Source organism: Acidimicrobiia bacterium (genome assembly GCA_029210695.1).
Lineage (GTDB): Bacteria > Actinomycetota > Acidimicrobiia > Spongiisociales > JAHEDJ01 > JAHEDJ01.
Genome location: JARGFH010000016.1, coordinates 1 through 22,534, shown reverse-complemented (window position 1 = coordinate 22,534; position 22,534 = coordinate 1). Strand labels below are relative to the sequence as shown.

General features: G+C 62.6%; 22 protein-coding genes, 1 tRNA gene and 1 pseudogene. 16 read left to right on the top strand and 8 right to left on the bottom strand.

Annotated elements, in window-relative coordinates; translation table 11 throughout:
- Window positions 1–6: 6 nt before the first annotated feature.
- Window positions 7–867 (top strand): TIGR03560 family F420-dependent LLM class oxidoreductase, encoded by an 861-nt coding sequence (locus tag P1T08_07020; protein ID MDF1595831.1) that lies wholly within the window; start codon window positions 7–9, stop codon window positions 865–867.
- 117 nt (window positions 868–984) lie between these two features.
- Here P1T08_07020 and P1T08_07015 read toward each other — a convergent pair whose 3' ends face one another.
- On the bottom strand, window positions 985–2,139 hold the full coding sequence (locus P1T08_07015) for an alpha/beta hydrolase (protein ID MDF1595830.1): 1,155 nt from the start codon (window positions 2,137–2,139) through the stop codon (window positions 985–987).
- A gap of 187 nt (window positions 2,140–2,326) precedes the next feature.
- Window positions 2,327–3,421, bottom strand: a complete 1,095-nt coding sequence (locus P1T08_07010; protein MDF1595829.1) for a transaldolase family protein — start codon at window positions 3,419–3,421, stop codon at window positions 2,327–2,329.
- Window positions 3,422–3,580: 159 nt separating this feature from the next.
- On the opposite strand from P1T08_07010, the gene P1T08_07005 reads away from it, so the two are divergent.
- A complete protein-coding gene (locus tag P1T08_07005; GenBank protein MDF1595828.1) occupies window positions 3,581–4,402 on the top strand; it encodes a hypothetical protein in 822 nt (273 codons plus the stop codon).
- Window positions 4,403–4,482: 80 nt separating this feature from the next.
- Here the strand turns inward: P1T08_07005 and P1T08_07000 are convergent, their stop codons facing one another.
- The gene (locus tag P1T08_07000; protein ID MDF1595827.1) at window positions 4,483–5,457 is read right to left on the bottom strand and encodes a hypothetical protein; all 975 of its coding nucleotides are present in this window, start codon (window positions 5,455–5,457) and stop codon (window positions 4,483–4,485) included.
- Window positions 5,458–5,682: 225 nt separating this feature from the next.
- Here P1T08_07000 and P1T08_06995 point away from each other — a divergent pair, with 225 nt between their 5' ends.
- The 5 genes from P1T08_06995 (at window position 5,683) to P1T08_06975 (ending at window position 10,333) form a co-directional block, all read left to right on the top strand.
- On the top strand, window positions 5,683–6,678 hold the full coding sequence (locus P1T08_06995; protein MDF1595826.1) for a TerC family protein: 996 nt from the start codon (window positions 5,683–5,685) through the stop codon (window positions 6,676–6,678).
- Between the two features lie 64 nt (window positions 6,679–6,742).
- Window positions 6,743–7,075 carry a hypothetical protein gene (locus tag P1T08_06990; protein MDF1595825.1) on the top strand — a complete coding sequence of 111 codons (333 nt, stop codon included), beginning with the start codon at window positions 6,743–6,745 and terminating at the stop codon, window positions 7,073–7,075.
- Between the two features lie 157 nt (window positions 7,076–7,232).
- The gene (locus P1T08_06985; protein ID MDF1595824.1) at window positions 7,233–8,177 is read left to right on the top strand and encodes an IS110 family transposase; all 945 of its coding nucleotides are present in this window, start codon (window positions 7,233–7,235) and stop codon (window positions 8,175–8,177) included.
- 454 nt (window positions 8,178–8,631) lie between these two features.
- Window positions 8,632–9,798, top strand: a complete 1,167-nt coding sequence (locus P1T08_06980) for a low temperature requirement protein A (GenBank protein MDF1595823.1) — start codon at window positions 8,632–8,634, stop codon at window positions 9,796–9,798.
- Between the two features lie 382 nt (window positions 9,799–10,180).
- Window positions 10,181–10,333, top strand: a complete 153-nt coding sequence (locus P1T08_06975; GenBank protein ID MDF1595822.1) for a hypothetical protein — start codon at window positions 10,181–10,183, stop codon at window positions 10,331–10,333.
- Between the two features lie 847 nt (window positions 10,334–11,180).
- Here the strand turns inward: P1T08_06975 and P1T08_06970 are convergent.
- Window positions 11,181–11,996, bottom strand: coding sequence for a hypothetical protein (locus tag P1T08_06970; protein MDF1595821.1), 816 nt, complete (start codon window positions 11,994–11,996; stop codon window positions 11,181–11,183).
- A gap of 238 nt (window positions 11,997–12,234) precedes the next feature.
- On the opposite strand from P1T08_06970, the gene P1T08_06965 reads away from it, so the two are divergent.
- The 8 genes and pseudogenes from P1T08_06965 to P1T08_06930 all read left to right on the top strand — a co-directional run bounded on the left by P1T08_06965 (window position 12,235) and on the right by P1T08_06930 (window position 18,269).
- Window positions 12,235–12,447 (top strand): DUF2892 domain-containing protein, encoded by a 213-nt coding sequence (locus P1T08_06965; GenBank protein ID MDF1595820.1) that lies wholly within the window; start codon window positions 12,235–12,237, stop codon window positions 12,445–12,447.
- Window positions 12,448–12,459: 12 nt separating this feature from the next.
- Window positions 12,460–12,909 carry a thioredoxin family protein gene (locus P1T08_06960; protein MDF1595819.1) on the top strand — a complete coding sequence of 150 codons (450 nt, stop codon included), beginning with the start codon at window positions 12,460–12,462 and terminating at the stop codon, window positions 12,907–12,909.
- Entirely contained in the window at window positions 12,909–13,649 is a 741-nt protein-coding gene (locus P1T08_06955; GenBank protein MDF1595818.1) for a sigma-70 family RNA polymerase sigma factor, read from the top strand. Before P1T08_06960 ends, P1T08_06955 begins: the two co-directional genes overlap by 1 nt.
- Window positions 13,650–13,930: 281 nt before the next feature.
- The gene (locus P1T08_06950) at window positions 13,931–15,766 is read left to right on the top strand and encodes a plastocyanin/azurin family copper-binding protein (GenBank protein MDF1595817.1); all 1,836 of its coding nucleotides are present in this window, start codon (window positions 13,931–13,933) and stop codon (window positions 15,764–15,766) included.
- Complete coding sequence (locus P1T08_06945; GenBank protein MDF1595816.1) at window positions 15,763–16,128, top strand: hypothetical protein; 366 nt, start codon at window positions 15,763–15,765, stop codon at window positions 16,126–16,128. Before P1T08_06950 ends, P1T08_06945 begins: the two co-directional genes overlap by 4 nt.
- Window positions 16,125–16,982 (top strand): thioredoxin family protein, encoded by an 858-nt coding sequence (locus P1T08_06940; protein ID MDF1595815.1) that lies wholly within the window; start codon window positions 16,125–16,127, stop codon window positions 16,980–16,982. Before P1T08_06945 ends, P1T08_06940 begins: the two co-directional genes overlap by 4 nt.
- A gap of 88 nt (window positions 16,983–17,070) precedes the next feature.
- A complete protein-coding gene (locus P1T08_06935) occupies window positions 17,071–17,337 on the top strand; it encodes a hypothetical protein (GenBank protein MDF1595814.1) in 267 nt (88 codons plus the stop codon).
- 27 nt (window positions 17,338–17,364) lie between these two features.
- Window positions 17,365–18,269: pseudogene (locus P1T08_06930) on the top strand (IS481 family transposase).
- A gap of 131 nt (window positions 18,270–18,400) precedes the next feature.
- On the opposite strand, the gene P1T08_06925 reads toward P1T08_06930, so the two are convergent.
- From P1T08_06925 to P1T08_06915, 3 genes are all read right to left on the bottom strand, one after another.
- Window positions 18,401–18,474 (bottom strand) — tRNA-Pro (locus P1T08_06925).
- A gap of 28 nt (window positions 18,475–18,502) precedes the next feature.
- On the bottom strand, window positions 18,503–19,777 hold the full coding sequence (locus P1T08_06920) for a hemolysin family protein (GenBank protein MDF1595813.1): 1,275 nt from the start codon (window positions 19,775–19,777) through the stop codon (window positions 18,503–18,505).
- A 31-nt stretch (window positions 19,778–19,808) separates the two neighbouring features.
- A complete protein-coding gene (locus P1T08_06915) occupies window positions 19,809–20,189 on the bottom strand; it encodes a response regulator (GenBank protein ID MDF1595812.1) in 381 nt (126 codons plus the stop codon).
- A gap of 102 nt (window positions 20,190–20,291) precedes the next feature.
- On the opposite strand from P1T08_06915, the gene P1T08_06910 reads away from it, so the two are divergent.
- Complete coding sequence (locus P1T08_06910) at window positions 20,292–21,566, top strand: NfeD family protein (protein ID MDF1595811.1); 1,275 nt, start codon at window positions 20,292–20,294, stop codon at window positions 21,564–21,566.
- A gap of 226 nt (window positions 21,567–21,792) precedes the next feature.
- Here the strand turns inward: P1T08_06910 and P1T08_06905 are convergent, their stop codons facing one another.
- On the bottom strand, window positions 21,793–22,425 hold the full coding sequence (locus P1T08_06905; GenBank protein ID MDF1595810.1) for a hypothetical protein: 633 nt from the start codon (window positions 22,423–22,425) through the stop codon (window positions 21,793–21,795).
- Between the last annotated feature and the right edge of the window lie 109 nt (window positions 22,426–22,534).

Sequence of the window (22,534 nt, the reverse complement as noted above, 5' to 3'; positions counted from 1 at the left end):
CGTCCGATGGAACGTGAGGAAGCGGGTCCTAGGGTGCGGTACTCGTTCAAAGTCTGGTCGCAGGATGCAGATTGGGCGCAGCTCCGTGACGTCTGGGTCGAAGCGGATCAGGGCGGATTCTGGGACGCAGTGTGGCTCAACGATCATCTGCATCCGCCCAAATCTGACCCGGCTTCACCGATCATGGACTCGTGGACCCTTTTCGGCGGATTGGCGGCGGTCACACAGCGAATTCGCTTCGGAGCGATGTTGAGCGCCAATACGTTCCGCCATCCAGCAGTTCTCGCCAAGCAAGCGGTGACCCTGGACCGCATGTCCGGCGGCAGGGTCGAGATCGGCGTGGGCGCCGGTTGGCACGAAGGGGAGCATCGGGCGTTTGGAATTGACCTCCCTCCAATATCGGAGCGCTTCGAACTGCTCGACGAAACGTTCGCGATTCTGCATGGCCTGATGACCGAGGAGGTGTTCAGTTTCGAGGGAACCTATCGAACGATCACCGGGGCGGTCTTCGAGCCCAAACCGATCCAAACCCCGCGCCCGCCCTTTGTGATAGGGGGGACAGGCCCCCGCCGGACCATCCCGCTGGCGGCCAAATGGGCCGACCAATGGAATTTCCCCGACTACACCAACGATCTGGACCTCTTCCGGAACCGGAAAGCCTTGCTCGTCGAATCGTGCGCGGAGATCGGGCGCGACCCGGGCGAGATCGAAGTGTCGGTGCAGTTCAGATTCTCCGGCGACCTTTCTGAAACGGTTGAGCGCGTGGCGGCCTACCGGGCGGCAGGTGCCGACCACATCCTGATCAGTTTCAGTCCTCCGCCGGATTCCTCATTGCCGCCGTCTGTTGCAGAAGTGTTGGCTGATTAACGGAAGACGGGTGACTGACCGGCGGTCAGCGCGACGCCGGAGACGACCAGCACCACACCGGCCATCAAAGCGGTTGCGCCAATAGACGCACCGATGACGGTGCTATCGGCGGCGATGTCAAGAAGGCTGCCCGCCCCCGAGCTTGTCGGCCAGCCACCGGAAGGTGGCCGGCGCCCAATCGTCGAAGTACTTGAAGGCGCAGTGGCCGGCGTCAGCGTAGATGCGAGCCTCCTTGCCCGTCACGGGGCCGTTCTCGAACATGAAGTAGATGTTGCCGATCGGCGCCAGGTGATCATGCTTGCCGTTGATCATGAGCACGGGCATAGTTATGTTCTCGAGGATGCCTTGCTCCGACAGGGCCCATGTGGCGAACTTCTCCCGTTCTTCTTCGCGCGAGGTGGAGGGGAAGAATCCGGGACCCCCGGGCTCACCGAATTGCCATGAAGCACGCTGATTGGCGTGGTCGACGAACACATCAAGTTCCTCGTCGCTCATGCGATACCCGAAAGGGTGACCAGCGTTGGCCGCCACGGCTTTGACCTTGGTTGGTGCAACTCCGGCCAACTGCATCACCGAATATCCGCCGCGTGAGATACCGAAGGCCCCGATGCGATCTGCGTCCACTTCGGGCCGATCCGCCAGCCAGTCCAGCGCTGCTTCCCAGGCAGACACCGACTCGGGGGCCCACGGGAAGGGGTTCTCGCCGGTTCCCGGCGCATCCATAACCAGTGAGGCCATGCCCTGGTCGAGAGCCATGTCGCCGGCCCAGCCGCGGTCCTCCTTGAATACGTCTGCTCCACACATGATTAGCACGGCCGGCACCGGCTGGTTGCCGGAGGCTTCGGCGGGAGCCCGAAAGTGCGATCGGATTGTCGCGCCCTGATGGGGCACCTCCACTACCTCGAGTGGCGGGTCGAGATGGGCACAGGCCTTGCGATATGCGCGGGCACAGTCATCGCTGATTGTTCGTTTGACGTCTGTTATCTCTGCGGGAAACCTCCCGATCGCGTAGTAGGTCTTGGCCTGGAGGAACTCCTTGCGCGCTCGTTGGTAGTCACCGAGGAGTTCCTGCCGGTCGCCCTCTTGTTCGTGTCTGAGGCCGGCCTCCCGCCACACCGGTACCCAGAGATCCTGGGTGGTGCCTTTGAGCGTTGCCACCGTGGTCTGCAACTCGTCGAGGTCGTCGATCATCGATAGCCAGCGCCGGTAGAAGCCGCCGTGCTGGACGACGAATGGGTCTTCCGACGGGGCGAAGCCGAGCTCGTTTGTCATGCGGGCGTTCCTCCGGGCTTGGTGAATCTGCCATCGAGAGGCTAGTCCGGCAATCGATTGCAACGACGTGAAGTTGGTTTGGCTTGCCGGAACCAGGTCTTTTCGCGGCGGTTCGTGCTCGATCGCGGCTGCACCGAGACTTCGAAACGCCGATCCGCCTGCTGGGATCGGCGCCGGCCTCCCGGGTCTACTTCACATCCGGATTCGGGAGCATGTAGTCCTCACGAATCACTCTGATCAACTCGTGGTACGAAGCGATGAAGCCGCGCAGTGTTCTGACCGTGGCTCCATAAGTGTCGAATTCGATCTCGGTCATGCCATCCGGCTCGTATGCCCTGCGGAAGTCCGGGATCCGATCGCTCAGTTCGGCAACGATCTTCGGATCCACGGGTATCTGCATCCGCTCACGAACTTCGACCTGCGAAGCGTTGAACAGCTTTTGCCATCCCGAAGGAATCGTCAGAATTGCATCGGCTCCTATGAACTCGGACCAGTGCAGGTGGTGCCGGTAGGCGGCGGCCAGCAACCGGGCCCCAAACCCGCGCTGCTGGAAGATGCCGTAGGCCTTTTTGAAGACCGCCACCCCTGCCCAGGGAAGATACGAAGGGTTCACGATGATGCCGTCCCGCTTGGTCACGACCTGCATCCAGTCGTCGGTTCGTCCCACCATGATCGTGCACACGGGAGTCATGTCGTTTGTGGGCAGACCCTCTGCTTGGCGACGCGCCAGGCCCCGATCCACAGCTTCACCGACCGCGATTGCCTGCGGTACCGTGAAACTGACCGTCGCATTGACGTTCACGCCCCGGTAGGTCGCTTCCTCGATCGCGACGATACCCTGGCTCGTCACCGGCAGCTTCACCTGGACATTGGGGGCAAGCGAGGCGAAGTGAACTGCCTGTTCGACCATTCGATCGACGTTCCGATAGTTGGACGGATTGGTCTGAATCGACAATCGGCCCTTCTTGCCTTCTTCCCATTCGAAAACCGGAAGGAGCAGTTCGGCGCCTTTGACGCCGATCTCCTCGAAGATCTTCCACATCACGTCTTCATCGGTCCACGAAGGATTCTCGGCAATCACGTGGTGGATTCGGTCGTTCCAAAGGTCCCGTTCCAGCCGGAGCACCTGCTCGACGATCGTCGGGTTGCTCGTCGCACCTACTGCCCCGTGCTCGATCGCGTAGGTGAGTTCGGAGATCGAACAGGAGTCGTTCCAGAAGTCGGTCTTCGTCGTAGAGACGGTCTGATGCAGCGGGCTCTTGAATTCTGTCTGGAAAGTCACGATTCCTCCCTCGCAACAGAATAGGTCCAACCGCGTATCGAAGCGACCTGTCAGGCGATGCTCCGTGGAACGCTACGACTGCCTCCGGTCGCGAGAGCTAAACGACCGTGCCTCGACAGGGCGACCGTCGGAATCCGGCGCGTTTCCTATGCTTGGGAGATGCCATGGCCGGGAAAGCGCAAACCGGGTAACGCTGGTCGCCGGACGGCGGAGACGACCGACGAGCTGATCCGGCAGATCGCCCAGGACAAGGCCATCGGCCGGTTTGCGCCCCGTCGGCCCGGGGTCGAGACCCCGAGAGCCGTGTTCATGTCGGTGGTCGACGCGGTAGCAGGCCATTTCTCCGGATCGGGTTGGCGCTACGCCAGGAGCGGGCCTCACTTGAGCCGTCGGGATGGTGACATCTCCGCCAGGGTGGAGTTCGTGTCAAACCGGCTGAACGTAGCGGGAGAACTCGTCGGCCTCTGGGTTCAAATCCACCTCGGCGACCGCACGATCGGCAAGTGGCGGAAGGAGATCGGGCAACCCCTGGCGACCGGGGACGAAGTGGCACGACGTCATCTGGGGCATCTGCTCGACCCTCCCCGGTGGCTCGAGTGGAACCTGGTGGACTCCACCATCCGACCGGATGCCACCGCCGACATCGTCGAAACGATCGAGGGTGCAGCCTTGCCGTGGATCGAATCCATGCGGCGCCTCCTCGATGGTGGCCTCCCCAATCCCACCTCCCTGATTGGCCACGTGACAGAGCTGAGCCTCATCGAATATCTAGTCAGGGCCGGGCAACTCGACGAGGCAGGTTCCGTGGTTGGGGAGGCTGTCGAGCGTTCCCATGAGCGTGCGCAGGGCTTTTTCGCCGAGCGGCTCGGCGCCTTTCGTCGCGATGGCCTTCCAGGCGAACTCCCCGCCGGTGGCTCGGCGTTGCTGGCCTATGCAGTCATTCGGTTCGACTTGCCGGTGGATTCGCCCGGCGCGCCGTAGCCCCAGAAGCATCGCCACCTCTTTCGGCCCACCCTCCGACTCTGCGGCCGGTTACTACGACGTCAAATGCACGAGGCAGATCACTGCTGGCGGCCGGTGGCTCCGAGCACCCGAAGGGCGCGGATGGTCACCCAGGGGTTTGTCTGGGTCTTCCCACCGGGCCCCCACTCGGCGAACGTGCAATTGCTACAGATCTCGGTTGCGGTGCGGGCCCGTCTCACCTCCATCGGAAATCCACCGTCCGCGGTGCGTTTGGAAAGGAGTAGGTCGAGGGCCCGATTGCAGCGCGGGTCGTCGAGGCAGCCGATGTCGGCCATGAGCTCCAGAACAAGAAGAACATCGAAGAAACGGATCGGGAATCCAATCTTGTCGGGTCGGGGCCCCCAGTTGGGTACCATCAGGGCGCCACTGCGGTGAAAGAGCAGGTGGTGTTCCAACAGAAGCTCGATACCTCTTTCGAGCGTGCCATTGGCGGTCCTGTCGCCTGTCGCCTCCACCCAAGCCGCCAGGCCCCGCAGTCCCAGCACGGTCTCTACGAAGGATGACCGGCGCGCTTGAGGGCGCACATCGCAATTCCAGCCCCCATCGGGCCATTGCATTGTCCCGAGCCGATCCGCAAGCACCTGCAACCGCTCGTCCATCAGGCCCAGCTGCAGGCTTGCCCAGAGAACGTTGCCCTCCATCGAGGCACAACGTCGCACCCGATCGGACTGTCCTTCGATGTGCCGGGTCCAGTTCGGTTTCAGAAACGCCGGCGACAGGATCCATGCGAACACGACCTCCTGTACCTGTTCGAGGCGTGGGTCTCCACCGGGATGGCCCCGTTCGGCTAGCTGCACCAGTGCCCAGTGAGCGCCCTGCCACTTGCGGTAGGCGTGGCGTGGGTCCACAAAACTGCCATCGATTACCGCACCGCAGTCTGGACTCGCGCGTACCTCGTCGGCCCTGGTCCGCATCTCGGCGGTGTCCGGCTCAGCCCCGTCCAACACGAGCCGGGTGTGATACCGCACCGCCGAATCGTTCCACCTGCGGAGACGGTCAACCACTTTCTCCATGGGCCGAGCATAGAGCACGGCTTCTAGGCGCGAGACGACGCTGCCGCGGTGAAGGACGGCCTTGCGGCGGTCTGTTACGCAGGCCAGAATACGGTCGTCGAGGGCGAGTAGCCCCCGGGATCGGCCGTCAGTCCGGCAGTGCGCTGCCCGGTTCCCCGGCTCACCCGTCCCGGTGAGAGCGAGACCTTCGACTGTCCGTCTGGTGATAGTCGAAAGGATGCTCAATTGATACTGGCCGCGGCTGAAGGCGACCGTTCGAGTTTTGTCGATCTCGATGTGCCCGCGTGGGCCTGGTCCGCCCTGCTCGTGATCATCGTCGCTCTGCTGGCGATAGATCTGTACCGGCACCGTGACGCACACGCCCCCTCTCCCAAAGAGGCGCTGTACGAGTCGCTTGTGTGGGTGGCATGCGGGCTGGCGTTCTCGGTCTTCATTGCCGTCACCTTCGGCTACGACGCCTTTGGTGAGTACATCAGTGGGTACTTGATCGAAAAGTCCCTCAGTGTCGACAATGTCTTTGTCTGGTCGATGTTGTTCTCCACCCTGGCGATCCCCTTGAGATATCAACATCGGGTTCTCTTCTGGGGCATTTTTGGAGCTCTCGCTCTGCGAGCGATCTTCATCCTGTTGGGGACCGCTCTCATCAGCCGGTTCTGGTGGCTGTTGCTCGTATTCGGGGTATTCCTCGTCTACACCGGCGTAAAGGTCATTCGCCATCGGGCCGACGAGGGCGCCAAAGAAGCCACTCGCGGCCTCGGGTTGTTGCACAAGATCATGCCCGTCACCGACCAGCTCGACGGACAGAAGTTTTTCACCAGACTCAACGGGAGGCGAGCTGCCACTCCGTTGCTGTCCGCTTTGTTCGTGGTCGAGATCACCGACGTCATTTTCGCCGTCGACTCGGTCCCCGCCATCCTGGCCGTCTCCAATGAGCCCTACCTGGTGTTCGCCTCGAACGCGTTCGCCATCCTCGGCCTGCGGGCTATGTACTTCCTGCTGGCCAACGCCAAGGACCGTTTCCACTTCCTGTCGCACGCGCTCGGCGGAATCTTGATCTTTGTCGGCATCAAGATGGCGATCTCGCACTGGTTTCACATGAACACCTATCTGTCATTGGCGATCATCGTGACCATGCTGGTTGCCGCCATCGTGTTCAGCATGAGGCGCGCCAAGCGCTTTCTCCCGGTCGAAACGGTGACCCACGAAGGCCATGAGGGATGACGGCGAGCCACAGGTGTCCAACCGGAGGCGAGACATGCCCCGGCGGAGACGCCATCATGAAGAAATGAACGATTCAAAGGCCGCCGGCTCACCCGACCAACTCATCGAAGCTGCGACTGAGCTGGCCGGGTTGCTTCGATCGTTTGGCGAAGACGTGTGGGCTCAATGGGTCGAGCGAGACGTAGAGCGGATCAGAGCCGGAGATCAATACGGAGTTGATCACCTGCTGACGGCTTTCGGCGGCATGGGTAGCCTGTCCGACCTGCTGATCCATCCGGCCAACGGACACGACGTCGAGGCTGCGGATGTGCTCTCCGCCAACAATCAGCTCACCGATCTCAGGGCAAGGACCGCGGAAACGGCGAGGGCGATTCAGCGCAAATCCGACCGCTCGTGATGTGATGCGATGAGGGAGCGGGCCTCCGCTCCCCGTTGACGGTTCCCCGATACTTCGGGGTGTCAATGTCCGCCTCGAGAAGGGAGGCCCGTTGTGTCACGTTACGTGGGTATTGACTTGCATAGGCGCCGGTCGGTGGTGGTGATCATGGATCCGGATGGCAGAAAGGTGTCGTCGCGGAGGATCGAGAACTCGCCGATGGCGTTGGCGGCGGCGGTTCGGGGAAGCCGGCCCCGAACCCGAGGTTGTCCTGGAGGCTACGTGGGGATGGTATTGGGCGGCTGATGTGATTGAGGAGGCTGGTGGCCGAGTTCATTTGGCACATCCGTTGGGGGTGAAGGGGTTCGAGAACCGTCGGGTCAAGAACGACGATCGGGATGCCACTTTGTTGGCGGACTTGTTGCGGGTGGGGAGTCTGCCTGAGTCGTGGATCGCTCCTCGGTCGCTGCGCCAGCTGCGGGAGTTGGTGCGGTATCGCCACAAGTTGTCGCAGCTTCGCACCGGGTTGAAGTCCCAGGTGCATTCGGTGTTGGGCAAAGAAGGGGTGATACCGTCGTTGACGACGCTGTGGGGTCCGCATGGGGCCCGGTTCCTCGAAGAGACACCGCTCGGTGAAGCCTACGAGCATCGGATCGACTCGCTACGGGACCTGATCGGCCGCTATGACCGGGAGATCACCGAACTGGACCGGCGGGTCCATCTCCAGTTGCGCGACGACGCTGGGTATCGGACTGTCCAGCAGCTGTCGGGGGTGGGTCGGGTCTTTGCGGGGGTGTTCGTCGCCGAGATCGGCGATATCGACCGTTTCCCCAACCCGAAACGGCTCTGTTCCTGGGTGGGTTTGACGCCAAGGCATCGGGAATCCGACGACAAGGTGTTCCGCCGGTCGATCACCAAACAGGGCTCGGCGCTGGTCAGATGGGCGGCGGTCGAGGCGGTGGCCCGCTGGCGGGGCGGAACCCCGATCCGGGACAGCTACCAACGGATCGCCGAACGTCGAGGCACCAACATCGCCCGAGTCGCCGCCGCCCGCAAACTCCTCACCCTGGTCTACTACGGGATACGGGACGGTGAGATCCGCTGCCTGAAAGAGGCGGCGTGAGGTTCGGACACGGCAACAGCTGCGAGCTCGATATCAGGCATGACCCCACCCCTGGTGCGGGTCGACGCATGTGAATGAGCCCAGCGGTTGCTGTGGCCGTACCGCTCCATGCCCACCACATTGTGCGTGGCGGATGAATGCCCAGGCACCGAACCGCCTCGCCCCCCATCGGGGTAGGAGCCGGCGACAACCGTGTCCCCACCAACCAAGGAGCACCACCCATTCTCCTGACCTGAACAACCGATCCGATCAAGCGATCCGCTGTTGCAAGTTTCGACGCGCCCACCCACCATGAAGAACGCGAAACAACACCCCTTGACACGGCCCACTCCCTCATGAATGCCTGATTGACGATGTGGGTGGTGCTGCGATACCGGACAGGTGAGCGAAGCGGGCGCTATCGCCCATATTTGCTGCTCTGCTCGGGCGATACGCTCACGTACAATCCCCCTCCATGAAAGGCATCGAACTTCCACCGCCGACTGAGGACTTCACGGCAGACCCCGTTGAACTGTTCTTCGACCTGGCCTATGTGTTCGCTTTCTCGCAGTTGGTGGCCCTGCTCATCGAGGAGCCGACGTGGGCGGGCGTGGGGAAGGCTGCCCTGCTGTTTGGTCTGTTGTGGCTGCCGTGGCAGCAGCTGACATGGGCGGCCAATGCGATATCGGGCAACGGGCGGCCGGTGCGCGCCCTGTTCCTCATCGCCACCGTGGTCAGCATCCCCATGGCGGCCTCCACTTCCACTGCGTTCGCCGGGGGCGGACCCACATTCGCCATCGCTCTCACCGGGATCATGCTCATCGGATTCCGTATGCAGACGTTGGGCATCACCGGGAACTTCAGCTACCGCACTGCTGTCTACACCTGGATCGCTCCAAATGTCGTCGCCATCGCGGTGCTTGTCGTCGGATCGTTCTTTGATGGTACGGTCAGGCTGGCCCTCTGGCTGGGCACGGTGGCCATTGTGCTGTGGGCGATGTTCAGAGCCTCTGACGGCGAGTGGATGGTGCGTTCGGGCCACTTTGCTGAGCGCCACGGGCTGATCATCATCATCGCTCTGGGCGAGGTGATAGTTGCGATCGGGATTCCCGTGGTCGCCGCTCTGGAGAAGGGCGGCAGCTTGCCCCTGGCCACCATCTCGGCGCTGCTGGCCTCGGGCGCATTCGCCGGTCTGCTGTGGTGGGCGTATTTCGATCGGCCGAGCCCTGGTCTCGAGTTCGCTGCCTCCAGGCTCGACGGCCAAGCAGTCGGCCAGTACGTCCGCGACGTATATACCTGGGCTCATGCTCCCATCGTCGCCGGCATCATCCTGGCGGCGGCTGCGCTCGAGGAGATTGCGCTGCACCCCCGCGACGCCATCCCGCTGGAGTTCCGAGCCATGATGGCCGGCGGCCTCTCCTTGTTCCTGGTCGGGGTATTCCTCGCGGTATGGCGCGCCTTTCGAGCTCAGGCGCGTGAACGGCTGGTTGGCGCCATCGTCATAACCGCCATCGTCTTCCTCGGGGCCTCACTCGAGGGCCTCAATATGTTGACGCTCGTTGTCATCGTGTTGTTCGTGGTGCTACTGATTGAGCACCGTCGCGTTGAGCGGCTTCGAATGCACTCCGAGCTCGAGGGCTGAGGTCCTGTCGTCTCAGTAGAAGCGAGGCCTCAACCGGTGGCAGGTTTGTGAAACGACACTTTCCCAGGCTAGGAAGAGACCCGGAATACATGCTCTGGTGGATGATCCTGGGTTCGACAATGTGCAGTGGCCTCACAGGACTCGAACCCGAGCGCGCCGACGGTCCCCGGCGAGGGATCCAGCGCACAGATCGCCCACCACCCGCGCGTTATCGCACACCCAACGGTGCGTGTTCGAGCCCCGATCGGGTGCGGTCTCAGAAGTTGGCGTTGTCGCTCAGACCGGTGATCTGGCTGAATCTTGGTTGGCGGACCCGAGGTCACATGGATGGTTGGCCGCTTCCGCACAGGCCGTTCCTACCTGGCAGGTTTTCCGGAGAGCGGTGCGACCAGTGGCTCCGAAGGACCGGCACTTATGGGCGGGCGGGGAAGGGGTATGGGCTGATCCTGCTGCGGCGCTGATCGTGGGCACGGCCGCCGCCCGTGAGGCGGTGGAGAACTGGCACGAGGCCAACGACCTCGATGGACCGAGCTGACGCTCCCCGCGGAGGGGCGTGGCACCGTGTGTCGATCGACCGGTGGCGGTGAGGGCTCAGGTCTGTGAGCGCCGTTCGTCGGCGGCGCTGTGAGGTCGGCAGGCAAACCGAGGAGCAAGCCGATTTCGATGCCCTGCTCATGAGGGTGGAGGAAGTTCTCGGTTGATCGGACCCGGTAGTGGTTGCGACGGCCGATCCTCTCAAGGCTCAGATAGCCGGCGGCTTCGCGATTGGCCACGATCCGCTGCGTAGACCGTTCCGTGATGTCCGCCACGGCGTCGATGTCGCGGACTCGCAGGTCAGGTTGCTGTGCGATCACGATGAGGACGCGTACATGGCTGGTGAGGAAGGTCCAAGGTCGGTGGTCCTCACCCATGCTGTCCACCGTCCCACATCGTACGGTGATGTTGATGCAGCCCGCTGAGCAGCGTCATTGGGAGGTCGAGCAGGCTCTCGCTCGGCTCGACTTGGGAAGCTAGGACGATCCCGGACAAAGTTGCTCGAAATGGCGTGGCGCGTGGCAGACCAGTTGCTGAGAAACCCCTCTACCGCGCTGGGGAAGTCACCGCTTCGTCGACGCTCACCCTGACCCGCTGGTCTTTGCGCAGTCCGCGGATCGGGCCGGTACGCGAACGCAGCAACTGCCCGTCGTTGAACTGGAGGGTGACGAGCTGATCATGTCCGTACGCCAGCGTCTGAGCTGCTTCGAGGCAACCGGCCCGATCCGAGCCCGGATCGCCTTGAAATCGATCCCTGCCACGGAATTCGAACCGGACACCAACTGCCCGGAGCCGGGGGGAGGATCGGCTCCGGGCAGTTGGTTCGAGCGCAAGCTCGCTAGTTCGACCTAGCCATTGCTCTCTCTAATCCGGATGCGAACCTCTCCATCTTCGATCTCTGCATCGAACTGGATACGACGACCGCCGTTGCGGAAGTCGGCCTCCACCTGGAGGCCTGAGGCGACCTCGACCTCATGTGACCAGCCGGCCGCAGGATTGGTGGCAACGATCGAAAGGTTCGAGCCCTTCCTGGCGATTGTCACGGTCCCTCCGCCGCCAGCGTCGTAGGTCACCGTTACCGCGTCACCACCGGCCGAAGGCAGGGTCGTCGACGTGCTGCTCGATCCATCCGGCATCGAAGTCGACGTCGTGCTCGAATCATCCGGCGTCGAAGTCGACGTCGTGCTCGAATCATCCGGCAACGAGGTCGGCGTGGTGCCTGAGTCATCCGGCATCGTCACCGTGGTACTGGTCGAGTCGTCGTCCCCAGCATTGTCATCGGCTCGCTCACGAACCTCGACCCGAACCTCACCGTCTTCAAATTCGGCTTTGAACTGGAGACGGCGGGTGCCGTTGCGGAAGTCGGCTTCCACCTCGAGGCCGGTGGCTGCTTCTACCTCCGCCGTCCAGCTTTCAGCCGCCTCCGCAGCGACGATTGACAAGGCCGTACCGTCGGACGCCAGGGTCACGGTGCCGGCATCGCCGACCTCGTAGATGACGGTTTCAGAGTCACCAGGGACAGGCAAGGTGGCCGCGGTGGGTGCGCTGGTGGCGGTGGTCGATGTCGAGTCGTCGGATGATGGTCCAACTGCCGCCGACACGATCCCTACCGCCAGGAGGGCCGTGATGAGTGTGGCGACTACTGCTGTGATGCGCTTGAGCATTCTTCCTGTCTCCTCTGTTGAATCGATACTGGAGCCAGAATGCCGGCGCCGACCTTTGAGAGTCCTCCAGCGTCTGTTAACGAAATCTCTGCATCGAAACCGCGCAGAAAGGCCGGATCGGCGACCGGTGGCCGATCCCTCCCCAGCGAATGGGCCGCTTGATGGTCCCGGCGACATTTGTATCCAAATTGCCGGATCGTTCGTCTTTGGGGGGTAAGAAGCTACTCAAGGAGCAGCAATGTCCATCAACGAAGCAAGCTGGGATCGGATCGCTCGGGTCGTCCTCGGTGTTGTTCTCATCTACCTAGGTTTCTCCGGCACCGTGGATGGTGGCCTTGGCACCTTTCTCGGAGTCTTCGGTTTCGTCCCGCTCATCACCGGACTGGTCGGCTGGTGCCCGCTGTATGCGATCTTCAGGTTCCGCACCAATCGGGAAACCGCACGAGTCTGAACACCATCAGCGATGTTCGCCGACTACGACAACCCGACCCTGATCGAGGTGAAGACTCCCCACTGTGTCGAGTGTCGGGCAATGCAGTCCGACCTCGACGCGGTGGCCGCCCAACACGAGGGCGTGGTCGATCTGCTCGTGATCGACGCTACCGAGGAACCCGACCAGGTGGCCTCGTGGAAGGTCATTGGGACCCCTACGCTGATCGCCGTGAAGGACGGCACCGAGCTCGCTCGCTATACAGGACGTCGGTCACGCTCAGAACTCGTTGAGCTGTTCAAGGCGGTGGCCCAGGGCGATACCAGCTCGGTGGCGACCGTTAGCCGTTCCGATCTGCAGGTGTCGGGCATCGCCGGGGTCCTGCTCACCGGAGTGGGACTGCTGACCGGCCCTTCGTGGATCCTCGTGGCGATCGGGGTCGGCCTTGGCGGATACGCCCTTATCCGGTCGGCAGGACGCTGATGTTCGAGACTGCTGAGCTAGGCGAGCATCTCGACGACTTGTACCGCTTTGCCTTGGCCATTACTCGCAATCCGGATCTCGCCGGTGACCTCGTACACGACACGGTGGTGAGAGCCATCGAGCGGCGTGATCAATTCAGAGGCGACGCACCGCTGGGCGGCTGGCTTCGGCGGATTCTGCACAATCTGGCCATCGACCGCGTGCGGAGATCCGCCCGCGAAGTCGCCGTCGAGGAGGTCGAAGAGAAGTGGCACGACAACGACTACACGGTTGATCCCGAGGCCGTCGCCGAGCGGGTGCAGACACGTGAGGAACTGGAGGACGCGTTAGTCCGTCTCCCGTTCGCCTACCGAACGGCCGTTGTACTTCATGATGCTGAAGAGTGGAAAGTGCGAGAGATCGCCGAGGTGCAGGGAGTCTCACTACCCGCCGCCAAACAGCGGTTGCGACGGGGGCGGATGATGTTGGTGGATGCCCTGGCAGAAGGTCACGAACGTCGGATGATGCTCAAGGAGGTACCGATGCGGTGCTGGGACGCTCGGAAACACGTGTCCGACTATCTAGATGGGGTGCTCGGGCCGGATACAGCTCTCATGGTCGAGAGTCACCTCGAAGTCTGCCCTACCTGTCCTCCGCTCTACGCGGCGCTCGTCGATGCTCACACCGGACTGGCGGGGCACCGCGATCCGGACTCGGTCATCCCGCCGGATGTCCGGGCGAGAGTCCTGGCCCTGCGGTGAGCTACTCGCTGTTTGGCCGATCGGGAACGCCGAGCGACCAGGGTGCCGGATGGAGCCGAGCTTTGCAGGTGCGAGCCGTCTCCGGCTTTACGATTTTCTTACTACCGCCGGAGGACTCACTAACCAGGTTTGCATCAGGCTGCTTCACACCTGCCCGAGCGCGGGGTTGAACCACGCACCCCCGACGAACGAACACGAACCAACGAGGTCACCCCACGATGAGTGCATCGGTTTCCGGCTCTCCGAGAGCGACAAGCAAGCCTCGCCATTCTGCGCGCAGGATGCTCCGAGGTTTGGTGGCCAGCCTCGTGGTGCTCGCCCTGTTTCCGCCCATCGCCTCTGCGGCAGAGTCGACCGTATCAATCACCGACACGTTGACCCCCCGTGACCTGACCATCGACGTCGGAGATACGGTGACCTGGAGCAACAACGACGAGACCCGACACCGCATGCGGACGACCTCTGGACCGGTCGACTTCGATTCTGGCAATCTCGACCCTGGTCAGGGCTTCGCAGTCACGTTCGACGTCGAAGGCACCTATCTGTATATGGACGACCGTGATCGAGACGACTCGAGCTACTACGGCACGATCATCGTGACCACGGCTTCAGGTGACCCAGGAGTGCCGCCACCCCCGCCTCCGCCGACCGGCGACGTGATGATTCTCGATGACACGTTTCGGCCGGGATCCATAACCGTGAGCGTCGGCGGAACGGTGACCTGGGTCAATCAGGATCGCCAGCACACGGTCACCGCTCGGGATGGGTCTTGGGACAGTGGAATCTTCGATGCGGGCCAGAGTTTCTCGCGTACCTTCACGAATCCTGCCACCGTCGAGTATTTCTGCATCATCCATCCGGACATGGTGGGGACTGTTGTGGTGGGGGGCAGCGGCGGAGAGCCTCCGCCACCGCCTCCACCTCCTCCTCCGCCCCCTCCTCCTCCGCCCCCTCTACCGCCCGGGACGGGTGACGTCTCGATCATCGACAACGACTACTTGCCGGGCACGATGACCGTCGCGGTCGGCTCGACCGTGAGTTGGGCCAACACGGGAGCGCTACCGCACACGGCAACCGCCGCCGGCCAGTTCGACTCAGGGATACTGATGAGCGGCGACACCTGGAGCCATACCTTCACCAGCCCGGGAACCTTCAACTACCTCTGCACCCTCCACTCGGAGATGACCGGCACCATCCTCGTCACCGACAGCAGCGGCGAGGCACCACCTCCGGCAGACCCAACTACACCACCACCACCACCACCATCGGATCCGCCGGCGGCACCGCGCGGCGCGATCAACGTTGTCGACAACGACTATCAACCACGCAGTCGCACGATATCCGTCGGGTCTACCGTCAGTTGGGTGAATTTAGGCGAACTGCCGCACACCGTCACCGCCCTCGGCCAGTTCGACTCGGGCTTTATGATGAGCGGCGACACCTGGAGCCATACCTTCATCAGCCCGGGAACCTTCAACTACCTCTGCACCCTCCACCCGGAGATGACCGGCACCATCCTCGTCACCGACAGCAGCGGCGAAGCACCACTCACGAGCGGAGACGACACCGGCGGGGGGGACCAGGATCGATTGCTCGTCGACCAAAGGGGAGGATCCGCCGCCGGCCCCGCGGGGGCGGTGGTAGTCGACATGGTCGACAACGCCTACGACCCGTTGGACATCGAGGTGCAGGCGGGAAGCAGCGTCACGTGGAGCAACATCGGTGAACTTCCGCACACTGTCACGGCCCGAGACGAGAGCTTCGATTCAGGATTCCTGATGACCGGCGAGAGTTGGACCATGCAGTTCGATCAGGTGGGTGTGATCGAGTACTTCTGCATCATCCATCCCGAGATGGTCGGTCGTGTGACTGTGGTTGCGGCTACACAACCTGTCGATGGGGGTGGAACCACGGGGTCGGAGAACCTCACCACGGGTGCGAGCGGATCGGGGGCCACCCCTTCTCGCGGTTCCTCGACGACACCGTCCACCAGCAATGTCGCCCTGATGGCCGGCAACATCGCCACCCTGCTCCTGCTGATGTTGGCAGCCGGGTTCGTCATTCTCATCGCTCGCGATTCCAAAATCCCCGCGACCGCTGACTCAGACGGAACATGAGGTTGCGGGCTGCGCGCGGACTTCTCCTTCTAGCCCTGGGCCTTCTGGCAGGATGCTCGGCGGTCGGCGGGACGGAGACACCTGATCCGGCGGACTCGCCCGCCGGGACCGACCCGCACTCGAGTCAGCACGAAACCGGCGTAGTGGTGGTCGTCGACGGCGGTCTCGTCGATGTCGGCAGCTTCTCGATCCTGCTAGCCGACGGCTCGACTCTCGAACTGACCCCCCAACCGGGCCTCCTCTTCGAGGGTGGCCCCCTCTCGCACATCCGGGATCACCTGGTCAGCGGAGCACCAGTGCGAGTCGAGTTCCACCAAGAAGGCGACCTGCTGATCGCCACAGAAGTGGTGGATTCCGAATGAGACGCATCGCAATCGTCGCAACACTGGTGGTGGTGGCGTCGGCATGTGGCGGCCTCAATGAGCAGCCGAGCCCTGACACCGGCGGCTTCCCGGATGGAGCCATCTCCATCATCGCGAGTACGGACGTCGCCGTCGGGCCGTCCCGTTTGAACGTCGCGGTGGCGGAAAGCGACGGTGGTCGCCTTGGCTCGCCGCAGGACATCATCGCCATCGAGGTTGCCCCGGCCGATCAGCCCGAGTTGCGACAGCGCACCACCGGCGTCTTCACCTGGATCATCGAGGACGCCTTTGGTCTGTATCGAGCCGATTTCGACTTCAGTCGACCTGGCCCCTGGAACGTGACGGTTGTGCCCGAAGCCGGCCGCCCCCTCGCACCGAGCACCGTGGTCGTGTATGAAGAGACCATCGCTCCCAACGTTGGCGATTTGGCCCCGCTGGTGTCAACACCGACCGGGGAGGACCAAAGCCTCGACGCCATCACCACCGATCCAGAACCCGATCCACGTTTCTACCGGATGTCTCTAGACGAAGCTGTTCGGTCGGGGACGCCCACCGTAGTGGTGTTCAGCACCCCTGCCTTCTGCCGCACGGCAACGTGCGGTCCGGTGCTCGAACAGACCAAGGAGGTCGCCGCTGGCTACCCCAACGTCAACTTCGTGCACGTGGAGATCTACACGGGGTTCACGGATCCCGACTTCGTTCCCGATGGTGCGCACCTGGCTCCGGCTGTTACCTCATCGGGATGGAATCTTCCGTCGGAGCCATGGGTCTTCGTCGTCGACGGCAGAGGGGTCGTCACCCATCGATTTGAAGGTGTGATGGATTCAACCGAACTGCGGGCGGCTCTGGGCTGATTGTCGAAGAGCCGAAAGCGATCAGGTGAGCGGACCAGGGGGCGGCCACCGCCGGCCACCGGCAGCACCACTCGAACCACCGTCCCCGATGGCCGACCTGCCTCCCAATAGGCTTCCCCGCCGGCTGCCTGGGCGGTTCGCCGCCGGACTCGTCCTCGAAGGCGTCGATATCAAGACGGCACAGACTCGCCTCGGTCACACCGACCCCCGGCTCACCTTGGGCATCTACGCCCAGGCCACCACCGAAGCCGACCGGCAAGCCGCCGACCGTCTCGGCGACCGATTTCTTCCCCGCCGGGACCAGGATCGCGGACGAGGCCTCCTTGTCGAACTGACGGAGATTGGTTACACGTAGGGTTCTCCAACTAGACGAGGAGAACCGATGACTGAGAGGGAACAACAGCGACTGGTGAATCATCGTTTGGCGATCATCCAACATGCTGAGGAAGTGACCGGCAACGTGGCCCAGACCTGCCGGTATTACGGGATTACCCGCCAAACCTTCTACCGGTGGCTGCGCAGGTACGAGGAGAAAGGGCTCGAGGGCTCCGTAACAAGTCCCATCGTCCCCACCACAGTCCTAATGCCACCTCCGCTGAGGTGGTGGGCAAGATCATCTACCTGAGACAGAACTACCACTTCGGACCAGGGAAGATCTCCATGTATCTGAAGCGCCACCACGACATCGAAGTCTCCAAGTCGGGGGTGTGGCGGATCTTGCAGCGTCTTGAGCTGAACCGGCTGCCGGCCTCCCAGAAGCACAAGACCTATCAGAAACGCTGGAAGCGCTATGAGAAACCCAAGCCGGGGCACGCCGTCCAGGTCGACGTCAAGTTCATCACCCCGGTGGGAGGAGCCGGGAAACGCTTCTATCAGTTCACCGCTATCGACGACTGCACCCGACTGCGAGTGCTCAGGGTCTACCCCCGCTGCAACCAGAAAACGGCCATCCAGTTCCTCGACTACCTGCTGGCCAAACTGCCCTTCCGGGTGGACGTGATCCAAACCGACAACGGTGGAGAGTTCGGCACCCAATTCCACTACCACGTCTTGGACCGAGGCATCAGACACGTCTACATCAAACCAGCCACACCCCGTCTCAACGGCAAGGTCGAGAGGTCGCATCGGATCGACGAAGAAGAGTTCTACCGGATGCTCGACGGAATGGTCATCGACGACACCGCCCTCTTCAACGACAAGCTGCAAGAGTGGGAGGACTTCTACAACTTCAACCGACCCCACGGCGGCCTCGACGGCCAAACCCCATACGAACGACTACGACAGAAGACGCAGGAGCCCACCGATGTAACCCGTCACCGTCAGTTGCACACAACGAGGCCTCCTCTGACGCGCGATGGAAACGACATCCAAAACCAGAGGCCGCCCTTGCGGGCGGCCTTCACCTGGTGTTTCTCTAGTCGGGACGGTGGGACTTGAACCCACGACCTCAGCGTCCCGAACGCTGCGCGCTGCCATGCTGCGCCACGTCCCGATCTGTGTGGGGCAGCATGATACTCGGTTCAGGGATGCTCGAACCCGGTCTCCACGCGAATCCGGTCGATTCGGAGTTTGTCCATGCGGTCAACGACGAATTGTGTTCCGTCGTGTTCGACAATCGACCCCTCCTCCGGGATGTCTCCCGACAAGAAGAGGAACAGGCCGCTGACTGTGGCGTAGGGGCCTTCGGGCAGTTCCTCCGCAATGGCTGCGGCAAGATCTTCCACAGGCATGCGACCGTCAACCATCCACGTTCTGTGACCGATCGGAACAGCCTCCGGGATACCCGGGTCGTACTCGTCCTGGAGTTCTCCGACGAGTTCAGCCACCAGATCCTTGATGGTCACGATGCCGTCGACTCCACCATGCTCGTCGAGCACGACGGCGAAACCCAGCCGATGGTGACGCATCTGCTGGAACACATCGAGCACCGGGGTGCTCTCCGGCACGTAGTGCGGCTCCCGGAGCAGGCGGATGAGGCGCGGCGGTGGAAGATTGTCTGCGGATCGCAGGAGATCCTTGGCGTAGAAGATGCCCAGGATGTGATCCAGGTTCCCGTCCTCTGCAACGACGGGATACCGGGAATGCCCCGTCCGGATGACAGCCGAGCGGATGCTCTCCTTGGTGAGGGGCGCAATCAACGGAACGATGTCGACCCGACGGGTCATGGCGTCGCGCACCGGCCGGTCCGAGAGACGGAAGACGGAATCGATGATGGCTCGTTCGGCCGATTCGATTTCCCCGGCCGCTTCTCCGAGCTTGGCCATTGCCTTGATGTCCCCTTCCGTGATCGGGCTCACCCATAGGTCCGTCGCCCCGAACAGACGGAGAATGGCTCTGCCAATACCCACGAACACGCGGGTAATGGGGCTGATCGCTCGGGTGAGAAACCAGATGGGTCGGGCAACCACCAGCGAGAATTGATCCGGGTACCGTGCAGCCAGGGTCTTCGGCGTAATCTCGCCGACAATGAGGATGAGGGCTGTGAACAGCAGGGTCGACGCCCACGGGCCCCAAACCGATCCCGCCTCTTCGCCGAAACCACCTTCAATGAGCTGGATGGCGATGACGGTGGCGACCGAAGCACCGAGGATGTTCACGAAGTTGTTGGCGACCAGCAATGTGCCGAGCGTTCGCTCGGGATCACTTGTAAGCAAGGCGAGATACCGGCCACTCCGACTCTTGTCCTCGAGTTGGTGCACCCGCTCGCGCGGGATGGCAATGAGCGCGGTCTCCGAACCGGAGAGAAAACCGGAAGCAGTGACACACACGGTCAATATGGCCAACAGTGGGATCATGGTCGTGCCGTCGCACCGGGGTGGAACCCCGTCAGCGGATGGCCCCGGCGCCCTGCACCTGCTCCAAAGTGGCCCGGAGATCCTGGGCGGTTAAGGGCTTCGTGAGCCAGGCATGAGCCGAAGCCCGCTTGGCGATGAACGCGTCGGCGGCCCGATCGAGTAGCAGCACAAGCGGAACGTCGGCGAGATGAGTCTCATACGCACTATCGCGAACGGCTCTGGCGACGGCCATGCCGCCCATGCTCCCGATCTGCATATCGATGATGATCACGTCGGGATCGAAGTCGATGACCTCATCGACCGCAGCACGCGGATCGGTGACCTCGCGCAATTCGGTTCCTGAATCGCTGAGGGCGCCCGCCACCTGGTTTCGAACCCAGGGTGCATCCGCTACGAGCAGCACCTTCGACATAGCGGGAACTTTAGCCGGAGCGAGGTGAGGCAGCACCATCGGAGATTGGCGAGACATAGTCAGGTTGAGTCCTAGGTTCGACGTTCTGAGTACGATGTCGTGATGCTTCGCCGCTTCTCCTCCACGGTGCTTCTGCTTGCCGCGCTTGTCGTCGCGATGCCTGTAGCTGCTCAGGAAGGTGATGCACCGGTAGACATCATCGAGATCAAGGGACCACTGGACGGGCTGGGAATCGGCTACGTCATCGATGAGATAGAAGCGTCCGCCGAGGACGGGGCCCTGGCGGTGATCATCCAGATAGATTCCCCCGGTGCTCTCTCGGACGAGATCGATGACCTCATCGACCTGGTTCGCAACCCTCCGCTGCCTGTGGCGGTGTGGGTCGGCCCTGCGCCCGCACGCGCCTACGGCGGTGCTCTTCAGTTGTTTCTCGCGGCTCCGGTCAGGCTGGCGGCGCTCGGCTCCGAGATCGGTTATCTGAGTCCGAGGGTGGCGGGTACCGGCGGGGGATTGGAGATCCATGCCGGCATCACACTCGAGGACATCGAGAGTCTCAAAGACACGTTTGAAGTCAGTTCCCCGCTTGCGGGTCTCATAGACGCCACACCACCCGCCGATAGCCAGGCAGTCGCCGCCCTGGATGGAGCGACCTTTGTCGTTGCAGGAGAGACGATCTCCCTCTCCACCGTTCGTGAAGTGGAGGTTGACGGCCAGACCATCACGACCACGGTTCCGGTCCGCTTCCGCCAACCCGGGGTTGTGACTCGGACTGCTCGGACGGCATTGGCTCCCGAGGCCGCCTTCTTCTTCCTGATCGCCGGTTTGGCGATTGCGGCGTTCGAGTTCTATGCGATCGGGCCCGGAGTGGCCGCCGGTGTGGCAGCCGCCTCCTTGCTCATGGCGGGATACGGCCTGGTCAACCTCCCCCTGCGATGGTGGGGGATCCTGCTGGTCCTTCTCGGTGCATGGCTCTTCAATGTCGACTACCAACGGGGCCGCTTCAGGGTCTTGAGCGTGCTCGGAGCGTCTCTCCAGCTAATCGGTGGATTCACGTTCACCGACGGATCTCCTCAAATCGTTCCCAATGCATGGGGTGTTGTCTTTGCGGTCATCGGCGTGTGGCTCTTCTATCAGTTCGCCATGCCGACGGTTGCCAGGGCGCGGTTCTCAACTCCGACCATCGGCCGGGAACACATGGTCGGGCGTTCAGGCGTGGCTGCTGGTGCGCTCGTTCCCGACGGCGAGGTCCAGGTGGATGGGGCTCGCTGGAAGGCGACCGCCCGGCGAGAGGCGGGGATCGGTGAGGGTGATGCGATTGTGGTGACCGGCATCGACGGGTTGTTTCTCGAGGTAGACAAGTACAGCAATCGTGAGTAGCGAGCTGTGGCCCTGGGCCTTAGGCAATGAGCCTTGGGCCATAGGCATGGAGCCGTCGGACACGAGCAGTGAGCCGTAGGCCGTGGCCATGGAACCGTCGGACACGAGCAGTGAGCCGTAGGCCGTGGCCATGGAACCGTCGGACACGAGCAGTGAGCCGTGGCCATGTGCCTTAGGCAATGAGCTCTAGGCAGTAGGGGGGAACCGTCAGGACATCGTTGACGGTTTACCGCCAGTACATCGTTTCCAGCTTGTTGATCGGGTAGGGCAGGCGTGCCAGGTCTTCTCCGCGATGTCGGAGTGTGAGCGTCTTGTCGCTGGTGGTGATTGAGGCGATGACAAGCGCACCGTTTGGGAGGCCGGGGGTAGGCCAGCGGGTCCGCGCAATGGTGACGGTTTCTCGGTCGACGCGGCGGAGGAAGGTGACTCTCCCGGCTGCGAGGGGGATGTGGAGTTTGCCTTTGGTATCGAGGTGGTCGGCGATGATGGTGTCGGGTGGCCATCGCAGCGCCTCTCGGTGGTTGGCGATGTGTTCGGCTGGGTAGCGAGTGCCACAGAGGTTGGGATCGAGGATGGGGCGTTTGGTGTTGAACCAGTCGCAGGCCGTGTCGGAGATGTCACGGACGGCGTTGATATCGGGACAGAAGTGACGGTTGATGGTGCGGGACTGCCACAGGTTGTTGTCGCCTTCAACGTGATTGGTCCAGCCGAGCTCTCCGGGTGGTGACACGACGACTTCGACCCCAAAGAACAGACAGGTCCGGGTCCAGAGCGTCCAGGGATTGTTGGGATGTGTTGTCCGAGCGAAGGCGTTGTCGACACTCATTGCTTGGGGGATCGACATGATTGGCCAGGCCACCTCGACGAGCAAGGTGACTGCGTTGAGGACCGTCCGGGCGTGTCAGATCCTCTGTGTAAGAGGGGTGGCCTGACATAGTGACCCTGGCGGTTGGAGTCGGGGTCCGTGG

What these genes read in the sequence shown, in the direction of transcription:
- P1T08_06955 (MDF1595818.1), top strand. Translation starts at nt 12,909, where the DNA reads ATGTTCGAGACTGCTGAGCTAGGCGAGCATCTCGACGACTTGTACCGC.
- P1T08_06935 (MDF1595814.1), top strand. Translation starts at nt 17,071, where the DNA reads ATGGCCGACCTGCCTCCCAATAGGCTTCCCCGCCGGCTGCCTGGGCGG.
- P1T08_06965 (MDF1595820.1), top strand. Translation starts at nt 12,235, where the DNA reads ATGTCCATCAACGAAGCAAGCTGGGATCGGATCGCTCGGGTCGTCCTC.
- P1T08_07020 (MDF1595831.1), top strand. Translation starts at nt 7, where the DNA reads ATGGAACGTGAGGAAGCGGGTCCTAGGGTGCGGTACTCGTTCAAAGTC.
- P1T08_06945 (MDF1595816.1), top strand. Translation starts at nt 15,763, where the DNA reads ATGAGGTTGCGGGCTGCGCGCGGACTTCTCCTTCTAGCCCTGGGCCTT.
- P1T08_06950 (MDF1595817.1), top strand. Translation starts at nt 13,931, where the DNA reads ATGCTCCGAGGTTTGGTGGCCAGCCTCGTGGTGCTCGCCCTGTTTCCG.
- P1T08_06940 (MDF1595815.1), top strand. Translation starts at nt 16,125, where the DNA reads ATGAGACGCATCGCAATCGTCGCAACACTGGTGGTGGTGGCGTCGGCA.
- P1T08_07015 (MDF1595830.1), bottom strand. Translation starts at nt 2,139, where the DNA reads ATGACAAACGAGCTCGGCTTCGCCCCGTCGGAAGACCCATTCGTCGTC.
- P1T08_06990 (MDF1595825.1), top strand. Translation starts at nt 6,743, where the DNA reads ATGAACGATTCAAAGGCCGCCGGCTCACCCGACCAACTCATCGAAGCT.
- P1T08_06980 (MDF1595823.1), top strand. Translation starts at nt 8,632, where the DNA reads ATGAAAGGCATCGAACTTCCACCGCCGACTGAGGACTTCACGGCAGAC.
- P1T08_06985 (MDF1595824.1), top strand. Translation starts at nt 7,233, where the DNA reads ATGGCAGAAAGGTGTCGTCGCGGAGGATCGAGAACTCGCCGATGGCGT.
- P1T08_06960 (MDF1595819.1), top strand. Translation starts at nt 12,460, where the DNA reads ATGTTCGCCGACTACGACAACCCGACCCTGATCGAGGTGAAGACTCCC.
- P1T08_06920 (MDF1595813.1), bottom strand. Translation starts at nt 19,777, where the DNA reads ATGATCCCACTGTTGGCCATATTGACCGTGTGTGTCACTGCTTCCGGT.
- P1T08_06915 (MDF1595812.1), bottom strand. Translation starts at nt 20,189, where the DNA reads ATGTCGAAGGTGCTGCTCGTAGCGGATGCACCCTGGGTTCGAAACCAG.
- P1T08_06970 (MDF1595821.1), bottom strand. Translation starts at nt 11,996, where the DNA reads ATGCTCAAGCGCATCACAGCAGTAGTCGCCACACTCATCACGGCCCTC.
- P1T08_07005 (MDF1595828.1), top strand. Translation starts at nt 3,581, where the DNA reads ATGCCATGGCCGGGAAAGCGCAAACCGGGTAACGCTGGTCGCCGGACG.
- P1T08_07000 (MDF1595827.1), bottom strand. Translation starts at nt 5,457, where the DNA reads ATGGAGAAAGTGGTTGACCGTCTCCGCAGGTGGAACGATTCGGCGGTG.
- P1T08_06910 (MDF1595811.1), top strand. Translation starts at nt 20,292, where the DNA reads ATGCTTCGCCGCTTCTCCTCCACGGTGCTTCTGCTTGCCGCGCTTGTC.